At 59.0% G+C, this 10,122-nt stretch carries 8 protein-coding genes; all 8 read left to right on the forward strand.

Annotated features, from left to right (window positions below; translation table 11 throughout):
* Positions 1–94 precede the first annotated feature (94 nt).
* The 8 genes from D8U61_RS19035 to D8U61_RS19070 all read left to right on the forward strand — a co-directional run bounded on the left by D8U61_RS19035 (position 95) and on the right by D8U61_RS19070 (position 9,948).
* Positions 95–2,893 carry an LPS-assembly protein LptD gene (locus D8U61_RS19035; RefSeq protein ID WP_130902119.1) on the forward strand — a complete coding sequence of 933 codons (2,799 nt, stop codon included), beginning with the start codon at positions 95–97 and terminating at the stop codon, positions 2,891–2,893.
* Entirely contained in the window at positions 2,868–4,190 is a 1,323-nt protein-coding gene (gene surA, locus D8U61_RS19040) for a peptidylprolyl isomerase SurA (protein ID WP_177421654.1), read from the forward strand. Before D8U61_RS19035 ends, surA begins: the two co-directional genes overlap by 26 nt.
* Positions 4,187–5,176, forward strand: a complete 990-nt coding sequence (gene pdxA, locus D8U61_RS19045; protein ID WP_130927465.1) for a 4-hydroxythreonine-4-phosphate dehydrogenase PdxA — start codon at positions 4,187–4,189, stop codon at positions 5,174–5,176. The genes surA and pdxA overlap by 4 nt, the downstream gene beginning before the upstream one ends.
* The gene (gene rsmA / locus D8U61_RS19050; protein ID WP_041476699.1) at positions 5,173–5,991 is read left to right on the forward strand and encodes a 16S rRNA (adenine(1518)-N(6)/adenine(1519)-N(6))-dimethyltransferase RsmA; all 819 of its coding nucleotides are present in this window, start codon (positions 5,173–5,175) and stop codon (positions 5,989–5,991) included. Before pdxA ends, rsmA begins: the two co-directional genes overlap by 4 nt.
* A 113-nt stretch (positions 5,992–6,104) precedes the next feature.
* Positions 6,105–6,485 carry a Co2+/Mg2+ efflux protein ApaG gene (apaG, locus tag D8U61_RS19055; RefSeq protein WP_016772895.1) on the forward strand — a complete coding sequence of 127 codons (381 nt, stop codon included), beginning with the start codon at positions 6,105–6,107 and terminating at the stop codon, positions 6,483–6,485.
* Positions 6,485–7,366 (forward strand): symmetrical bis(5'-nucleosyl)-tetraphosphatase, encoded by an 882-nt coding sequence (locus D8U61_RS19060; protein ID WP_130887898.1) that lies wholly within the window; start codon positions 6,485–6,487, stop codon positions 7,364–7,366. Before apaG ends, D8U61_RS19060 begins: the two co-directional genes overlap by 1 nt.
* A 33-nt stretch (positions 7,367–7,399) precedes the next feature.
* On the forward strand, positions 7,400–7,729 hold the full coding sequence (glpE, locus tag D8U61_RS19065; RefSeq protein WP_016772893.1) for a thiosulfate sulfurtransferase GlpE: 330 nt from the start codon (positions 7,400–7,402) through the stop codon (positions 7,727–7,729).
* Between the two features lie 296 nt (positions 7,730–8,025).
* Entirely contained in the window at positions 8,026–9,948 is a 1,923-nt protein-coding gene (locus D8U61_RS19070) for a PrkA family serine protein kinase (protein WP_016772892.1), read from the forward strand.
* Positions 9,949–10,122: the final 174 nt, after the last annotated feature.

Genomic DNA, 10,122 nt, shown 5'->3' on the forward strand with positions numbered 1-10,122 from the left:
TCATGCTTTATTATCCAGCATCTTTTTCAGACCATCGAGAGGCGTGCGGCCCACACCGCGGGCAGATGGCACGCAGGAAGCCCGGACTAATAAGATGGCATTGAAATCCCCCGCGTTTCGTAAAAAATTTCCGTTGTTGGTAACCGGCAGTCTGCTGGCTATGCAACCTCTGGCCAGTCAATTCGTTGTTGCCGCCGAGCAGTATGACTGCTCCGTCTCGGCTACGGGTGGCTGGGACTGTGCGCCCAAGTCGCCCGCCGCGGCATTGCCGCCGCGCCCGGTGCATGACGGCAGTGCCGTCAGCTCTGCTGGCGAGGCCCCGGCCGACAACGGCTCCGGCGCAGAGACCGGTGCAAAAACCGCACTGGTCACTGAGTCCAAGGGCCGCGGTCTGAAATCCCGTAGCGAAGACTACAGTCACCTCGACTGGGTTCCGCGCGAGAAGCTCACCGCCGCGCAATTGGCCGAGACCGGTCCTTACTGCTCTGGTTCCTATATCGAACCGATTCGTCCTGGCATGAATGACAAGACGAATAAAAGTGACGCGCCGACCTTCATCGGTGCCAAAGCGTCGCGTTACGAGCAGGACACACAAGTCGCCAGCCTCGCCGGTGACGTGGTCATGCGTCAGGGCAGCATGCAGGTCGAAGCCGACGAGGCCAACCTGTATCAGGCCGAGAGCCGTGGCGAACTGGCCGGCAACGTGCGCATCCGTGACAACGGCGCGCTGATCGTCGGCGACCACGCCGATGTGCAACTCGACACCGGCGAAGCCAAGGTCGACAACGCCGAATACGTGATGCACAAATCGCGCATCCGCGGTAACGCGCTGTATGCCAAGCGTGCCGAAAACGCGATCATCCGCTTGAAGGACGGCACGTACACCACGTGCGAACCGAACAGCAACGCCTGGCAGCTCAAGGGCAACAACATCACCTTGAACCCGGCGACCGGTTTCGGCACCGCGACCAACGTGACGTTGCGCGTCAAAGACATCCCGATTCTGTACACCCCGTACATCTACTTCCCGATCGACGACCGTCGCCAGTCAGGTTTCCTGCCGCCGACCATCGGTTCGGGCAGCGACACCGGCTTCATGCTGGTCACTCCTTACTACTTCAACCTGGCGCCGAACTACGACGCCACGTTGTACCCGCGCTACATGAGCAAGCGCGGCATGCTGGTGGAGGGCGAGTTCCGCTACCTGACCAAGTCGAGTGAAGGTCAGTTCGGTGCGGCGTATCTCAACGATGAGAACGACGATCGCAAGCTTCAGTCTGACTACAAAGACACTCGCTATATGTACAACTGGCAGCACAAGGGCGGTCTCGATTCCCGCGTGCTCACAGAAGTTGATTACACCAAGATCAGCGATCCGTATTACTTCCAGGATCTGCAGACTGATCAGATTGGTGTGAAGAGCGATGATTACGTCAACCAACAAGGCGCAGTGACGTATCGTGGCGACAGCTACATTGCGCGACTGAATGCTCAGCAATATCAGCTGGCTACCGTTTCCAACATCACACCGTACGGTCGTCTGCCGCAGATCACCTTCAATGGTCAGCTGCCGTACCATCCGGAAGGTCTGAATTTCGATTACGAGACCGAGCTGGTTCGTTTCGATCGCGATCTACGTGATGGTGACTTCATCAATGAAGATGGCATTGCCGAACGTCGTCTGGACACAAACATCACCGGTCTGGCTCGCGCTAACGGTGATCGCCTGAATCTGAAGCCGGGCGTCAGCCTGCCGATGAACTGGACGTATGGTTTCCTCAAACCATCGTTGAAGTATCAGTACACGCAGTATCAGCTTGATCTGGACAGTACCGGTAAATCGCAGATCGATGCGATGACCGCAGAACAGAAGAAGCTCAACGGCGAATTCGATAGCAATCAGAACCGCGGTGTTCCGATCGCCAGCATCGACAGCGGCCTGTACTTCGACCGCAACACGTCGTACTTCGGCAAAAACTACCGTCAGACCCTGGAACCGCGCCTGTTCTACCTCTATGTCCCTGAGGTTGATCAGGAAGACATTCCAGTATTCGACACCAGCGAAACGACGTTCAACTACTCGTCGCTCTTCCGTGACAACCGCTTTACCGGCTCCGACCGTGTCGGTGACGAGAACAAGCTGTCTCTGGGCGTGACCAGTCGCTGGATCGAAGACAACGGTTTCGAGCGTCAGCGCATCAGCGTCGGCCAGGCTCTGTACTTCAAGGATCGCAAGGTCCAACTGCCGGGTATCGCTTTCAACGATCGTGACGACGCGAAATCCGACGTTTCGCCATACGCGCTGGAATACGAATACCGCTGGAACCGCGACTGGCGCACTACTGCCGACTATAACTGGGACCCGGACAGCCGCAGCCCGCGCTCTGGCAGCGCGATGTTCCACTACCAGCCGGAAGACAACCCGAACAAGGTCGTCAACGTCGGTTACCGCTATCGTAACGACCAGGTTCGTTACGACCAGAACACCGGTCGCTGGACTGTGGGCGGTGGCGACTATGGCACCCCGGGCCAACCTGGCTACGTGAAGGACTACTACAAGATCCAGCAGCATGACTTCTCGGTCATCTGGCCGATCGTTCCGCAGTGGAACGCTATCAGCCGCTGGCAGTACGACTACAACCGCAATCGCACGCTGGAAGCTTTCGGTGGTTTCGAATACGACAACTGCTGCTGGAAACTGCGCCTGATCAACCGTTACTGGGTTTCCTATGACGAGTTCAGCCAGGAAGCTCCGCAAAACGAAAAAGGCGACCATGGCGTCTTCCTCCAAATTGTTCTGAAGGGACTCGGCGGCCTGACTGGCGCCAAGGTAGAGAGCTTCCTCGACAAAGGCATTCAAGGTTATCGTGAACGTGAAGACCAAGCTTTCTGATTGTCTGCGCCCGGTGCTGCTGGGCGCGTTGTTCCTGGGTACGGCGGCCAACGCCGCCGTACAGTCCATCGATAAAGTGGTGGCGATCGTCGATAACGACGTGGTCATGCAGAGCCAACTGGACCAGCGCGTTCACGAAGTTCAGCAGACCATCGCCAAGCGCGGTGGCGGCCTGCCGCCTCCGGGCGTGCTCGATCAGCAAGTGCTCGAGCGCCTGATCGTCGAAAACCTGCAACTGCAGATCGGCGAACGCTCGGGCATCCGCATCACTGACGAAGAGTTGAACCAGGCTGTCGGCACCATCGCCCAGCGCAACAACATGACTGTTGATCAGTTCCGTGCTGCGCTGGCTCGCGATGGCCTGAACTATGACGACGCCCGTGATCAGATCAAACGCGAAATGATCATCAGCCGTGTGCGTCAGCGTCGTGTGGCCGAGCGCATTCAGGTTTCCGAGCAGGAAGTGAAGAACTTCCTCGCCTCTGACCTCGGCAAGATGCAGCTGTCCGAAGAACTGCACCTGGCCAACATCCTGATTCCGACCCCGGAAAGCGCCAACTCTGAAGCGATTCAGAGCGCTTATCGTCAGGCCATGGATGTTTACCAACAGCTCAAGCAAGGCGCTGACTTCGGTCAGATGGCCGTGGCCAAATCCGGCAGCGACAACGCGCTGGAAGGCGGCGACATGGGCTGGCGTAAAGCCGCGCAACTGCCGCCGCCGTTCGATCGTGAATTGAGCAGCATGGCCGTTGGCGACATTACTCAGCCTGCGCGTACACCGGGCGGCTTCATCATTCTGAAGCTGCTGGGCAAACGTGGCGGCGAAGCGCAGATGCGCGACGAAGTGCATGTGCGTCACATTCTGGTCAAGCCGAGCCCGATCCGCGACGAAGCCAAGACCAAGGCACTGGTGCAATCGTTGTATGACCGCATCACCGCCGGCGAAGACTTTGCCGAACTGGCGAAAAACTATTCGGAAGATCCGGGTTCCGCCCTTAACGGTGGCGACCTGAACTGGATCGACCCGAACGTGCTGGTACCGGAATTCCGCGAAGTGATGGCTTCGACCCCGCAAGGTCAGCTGTCCAAGCCATTCCAGACCCAATACGGCTGGCACGTGCTGGAAGTCCTTGGCCGTCGCGCCACTGACGGCACGGAACAGGCCCGTGAGCAGCAAGCGATGTCCGTACTGCGTAACCGCAAATACGACGAAGAGCTGCAGACCTGGCTGCGTCAGATCCGTGACGAAGCATATGTAGAGATCAAACTCCCTGGTGCAGACCAGGCAGCGCAGTGAAACCCAAGCGTTTCGCGCTGACACCCGGCGAACCAGCCGGCATCGGTCCCGACCTGTGCCTGCTGCTCGCTTCGCAAGCCCAGCCACATCCCCTGATTGCCATCACCAGCCGCGACCTGCTCCTTGAGCGGGCCGCGCAACTGGGGCTGGCCGTCAACCTGCTGGATGTCGCGCCGGGGCAGTGGCCAGATGTTCCAGCACCGGCCAATAGTCTGTACGTCTGGGACACCCCGCTCAGCGCACCGGTAATCGCCGGGCAACTGAACAAGGCCAACGCGGCATTCGTCCTCGAAACCTTGACCCGCGCCGGCAACGGCTGCCTGAACGGCGACTTCGCCGGGATGATCACCGCGCCGGTGCACAAAGGTGTAATCAACGAGTCGGGCATCGCGTTCTCTGGACACACTGAGTTTCTCGCCGACCTGACGCACACCGCGCAAGTAGTGATGATGCTGGCCACTCGCGGTTTGCGCGTGGCGCTGGTCACCACGCATCTGCCTCTGCGCGAGATTGCCGACGCGATCATCCCGGAGCGGCTGGAGCGCGTGACGCGAATCCTGCACACCGACCTGCAAGACAAATTCGGCATCGCCCGGCCCCGCATCCTGGTCTGCGGCCTCAACCCGCACGCCGGTGAAGGCGGCCACCTGGGCCATGAAGAAATCGACATCATCGAACCGACATTAAAGCGCCTGCGCGGCGAGGGCATGGACCTTCGTGGCCCGCTGCCTGCCGACACTCTGTTTACCCCCAAATATCTGGAGCACTGTGACGCAGTGCTGGCGATGTACCACGACCAGGGCTTGCCCGTGCTCAAGTACAAAGGCTTCGGCGCTGCCGTCAACGTGACGCTGGGCCTGCCGATCATCCGCACCTCGGTCGACCATGGCACCGCCCTGGATCTGGCCGGCAGCGGCAGGATCGACACCGGCAGCCTGCAAGTCGCCCTGGAAACCGCCTACCAGATGGCCGAGACCCGTTTATGAACGAGCAATACCAACACAAGGCGCGCAAACGCTTTGGTCAGAACTTCCTCCACGATGCCGGCGTTATCGACCGCATTCTGCGCTCCATCCACGCCAAGCCTGACGACCGCCTGCTGGAAATCGGCCCCGGTCAGGGTGCGCTGACCCAAGGTTTGCTGGGCTCCGGCGCGCAACTCGACGTAGTGGAGCTGGACAAGGATCTGATCCCGATCCTCAACCAGCAGTTTGCCGGCATGAGCAATTTCAACCTGCATCAGGGCGATGCGCTGAAGTTCGACTTCAATACGCTGAATGCCGCGCCGAACAGCCTGCGGGTGGTTGGCAATCTGCCGTACAACATCTCCACGCCGCTGATTTTTCACCTGCTGAACAACGCCGGCATCATTCGTGACATGCACTTCATGTTGCAGAAAGAAGTGGTCGAGCGCCTGGCCGCAGGCCCGGGTGGCGGTGACTGGGGTCGTCTGTCGATCATGGTTCAGTACCATTGCCGCGTGGAACATCTGTTCAACGTCGGCCCAGGCGCATTCAATCCACCGCCGAAAGTCGACTCGGCAATCGTTCGTCTCGTGCCCCACGCGGTTCTGCCGCACCCGGCCAAGGATCACAAGTTGCTGGAGCGCGTGGTACGCGAAGCCTTCAATCAGCGCCGCAAAACCTTGCGCAATACCCTCAAGCAATTGCTCAGCAACGCCGAGATCGAAGCCGCGGGCGTTGATGGCAGCCTGCGTCCCGAGCAACTGGATCTGGCCGCATTCGTGCGCCTGGCCGACCAGCTCGCGATACAGGTCCCGGCAGCTCCCGCCGCCGACTGACCCGCGATGAACGCTATCGGGCAGCACACCACTCTGGTTTACTGCCCGATACTTGCCTAGACTGATTCCCCATCAGCTACGCCCCGCGTTCCGCTTCGTTAAGGCCCTCTTGCATGTCCGATTCCCGTTACCAGGTCGATGTCAGCGTCGTCACCCATTATCTGGCAGACCAATCGCAACCCGAACACGACCGTTTCGCCTTCGCCTACACCATCACCGTACAGAACAACGGCGAGATTGCGGCCAAGCTTCTGTCCCGGCACTGGGTGATTACCGACGGTGACGGCCATGTCGAACACGTGCGCGGTGAAGGCGTCGTCGGCCAGCAACCGTTGATCGATGCAGGCAAGAGCCACACGTATACCAGCGGCACGGTGATGACCACCAAGGTCGGCACCATGCAAGGCTCCTATCAGATGCTCGCCGACGACGGCAAACGTTTCGATGCGACCATCAAACCGTTTCGCCTCGCCGTACCCGGAGCCCTGCACTGATGACGACTTACGCCGTCGGTGACCTGCAAGGCTGCCTCGAACCGCTCAAGTGCCTGCTCAAGCAAGTTGCCTTCGACCCGGTGCTGGATCGGCTATGGCTGGTCGGCGATCTGGTCAACCGCGGCCCGCAGTCGCTGGAAACCCTGCGCTTTCTCTACGAGATGCGCGAGTCGCTGGTCTGTGTCCTCGGCAATCACGATTTGCATCTGCTGGCCGCCGCGAAAAAGATCGAGCGCTTGAAGAAAAGCGACACCTTGCGCGAAATCATCGAGGCCCCCGACGGCCCGCAATTGATGGAATGGCTGCGCCAGCAGAAGCTGATGCATTACGACGAAACACGCGATGTTGCGATGGTCCATGCTGGCATCCCGCCGCAATGGTCGCTGCGCCGTGCGTTGAAGTGCGCCGCCGAAGTCGAGACCGCCCTGCGTGACGACAACGTGTTCCCCGCCTACCTTGACGGCATGTACGGCAACGAACCGGCGAGATGGGACAACGACCTCAAAGGCATTGATCGCCTGCGGGTGATCACTAATTATTTCACACGCATGCGCTTTTGCACCGCCGAGGGCAAGCTCGACCTCAAAAGCAAGGAAGGCCTCGACAGCGCCCCACCCGGCTACAGGCCGTGGTTTCAGCACAAGGAGCGCAAGACCAAAGGCCTGCGCATCATCTTCGGTCACTGGGCCGCGCTTGAGGGCAATATCCACGAGCCGGGCATTTCCGCGCTGGACACCGGATGCGTATGGGGCGGCAGCCTGACGCTGATGAACGTCGACAGCGGCGAACGCCTGTCATGCAAATGCGACGAGCACGGCGGGCTTGCACACACGGTTGCGCCACTTATCCCCGAATCTTCGCCAGTCGACGCGCCGCGTTAGACTGCACTTTCAGTTGAGCTACAGGAACCCGCCATGAGCGAATTCAAACGAATCCCCCCGGAACAGGCGCAGGCCCTGCGTGAACAAGGCGCCGTTGTGGTCGACGTGCGCGACCCGGCGACCTTTGCCGCGCTGCATATCAGCGGTTCGAAGCATCTCGACAACCATTCGCTGCACGCTTTCATTCAAGGCGCCGATCTTGATGCACCGACCGTCGTGGTCTGCTATCACGGCAACTCCAGTCAGGGCGCAGCCGCCTATCTGGTCAGCCAAGGTTTCTCCGATGTTTACAGCATGGACGGCGGCTTTGAGCTGTGGCGTACGACTTATCCGTCGGAAACCGCGCAAGGCACCGCCGAATAATTTTTTTGCGCAGCGCAGGCCCCGGCTGCCGTGGTCCTGCGCGCGGCAGACGAACGGTCTGCCACAACTAATTACGTATCTCGCCTTTACCTCTCGAATTCCCAACTATCCTTAAGCGCAGGCCATCCAAATCAGGGGAGAGCCGGTACACCGGCGCGCGGATCATCGGGAGTAGCTTTCGCGGTTTGTCGACCGTGGGAGAATTCTGGGGGGTAAACAGCAGCTGCCACAGCGACTGCTGCCAGCATCGACTGAGTGATCCGGCGTCGGCTCCACGTATCGAGCGAGGTGACGTCATGAGTATCTTTAGCCACTTCCAACAACGCTTCGAATCCACACGCCAGGAAGAACTCTCTCTGCAGGAGTACCTGGAGCTGTGCAAAAACGATCGCAGCGCCTACGTTTCCGCCGCCGAGCGTCTATTGATGGCGATCGGCGAACCGGAACTGCTCGACACTTCGACCAATTCGAGGCTGTCGCGCATCTTCTCCAACAAGGTGATCCGCCGCTATCCGGCCTTTGAAGACTTCCACGGGATGGAAGAATGCATCGACCAGATCGTCTCGTATTTCCGCCACGCCGCCCAAGGCCTGGAAGAGAAGAAACAGATTCTTTATCTGCTCGGCCCCGTCGGTGGCGGTAAATCGTCCCTGGCCGAGAAGCTGAAACAGCTGATGGAGAAAGTGCCTTTCTACGCCATCAAGGGCTCGCCGGTCTTCGAATCACCTCTGGGTCTGTTCAACGCCACTGAAGATGGCGCGATCCTCGAGGAAGACTTCGGTATCCCACGACGCTATCTGAACACCATCATGTCGCCCTGGGCGACCAAGCGCCTGGCCGAATTCGGCGGCGACATCAGCCAGTTCCGCGTGGTCAAGCTGTACCCGTCGATCCTCAATCAGATTGCGGTGGCCAAGACCGAACCCGGTGACGAGAACAACCAGGACATCTCGGCGCTGGTCGGCAAGGTCGATATCCGCAAACTCGAAGAATTCCCGCAGAACGACGCTGACGCCTACAGCTACTCCGGTGCGCTGTGCCGAGCCAACCAGGGCTTGATGGAATTCGTCGAAATGTTCAAGGCGCCGATCAAGGTGCTGCACCCATTGCTGACCGCTACTCAGGAGGGCAACTACAACAGTACCGAAGGCCTCGGCGCGATTCCCTTCACCGGCATCCTGCTGGCTCACTCCAACGAGTCGGAGTGGCACACCTTCCGCAACAACAAGAACAACGAGGCGTTCATCGACCGGATCTACATCGTCAAAGTGCCGTACTGCCTGCGCGTCAGCGATGAAGTGAAGATCTACGACAAACTCCTGTTCAACAGTTCCTTGTCCAAGGCGCACTGCGCACCGGACACCTTGAAAATGCTTGCGCAATTCACCGTGCTGTCACGCCTCAAGGAGCCGGAAAACTCCAACATCTACTCGAAGATGCGCGTCTACGACGGTGAAAACCTCAAGGACACCGATCCGAAGGCCAAGTCGATTCAGGAGTATCGCGATTCGGCCGGTGTCGACGAAGGCATGAACGGTCTGTCGACCCGCTTCGCCTTCAAGATCCTCTCCAAGGTGTTCAACTTCGATCCGCATGAAATCGCCGCCAACCCAGTGCACCTGCTCTATGTGCTGGAGCAGCAGATCGAACAGGAACAGTTCCAGGCCGAAACCCGCGAACGCTACCTGCGCTATCTGAAGGAATACCTGGCGCCGCGCTACATCGAGTTCATCGGCAAGGAAATCCAGACCGCTTATCTGGAGTCCTACAGCGAATACGGTCAGAACATCTTCGACCGCTACGTGCTGTATGCGGACTTCTGGATTCAGGATCAGGAGTATCGCGACCCGGAAACCGGCGAGATTCTCAACCGCGTGGCGCTGAACGAAGAACTGGAGAAAATCGAGAAACCGGCCGGGATCAGCAATCCGAAGGATTTCCGCAACGAAATCGTCAACTTCGTCCTGCGCGCCCGGGCCAACAACAACGGCAAGAACCCGACCTGGCTCAGCTACGAAAAACTGCGGGTGGTCATCGAGAAGAAAATGTTCTCCAACACCGAAGACCTGCTGCCCGTCATCAGCTTCAACGCCAAGGCCAGCAAGGAGGATCAGCAGAAACACAACGACTTCGTTACGCGAATGGTTGAACGTGGCTACACCGATAAACAGGTACGCCTGCTGTCCGAATGGTACCTGCGGGTCCGCAAGTCGCAGTGAGGCAGCTGCAAGCTATAAGCCACAAGCTGCAAGAACAAAGCGCGTGAACCCGAAAACACGGGCATTCGCTTTTACTTGCAGCTTGCAGCTCAAAACTTGAAGCTCCCCGGAGGGGCCTTATGAGCTATGTGATCGACCGACGCCTCAATGGCAAGAACAAGAGCACGGTAAACC

The organism is Pseudomonas sp. Sample_14, assembly GCF_004307515.1.
GTDB lineage: Bacteria > Pseudomonadota > Gammaproteobacteria > Pseudomonadales > Pseudomonadaceae > Aquipseudomonas > Aquipseudomonas atacamensis.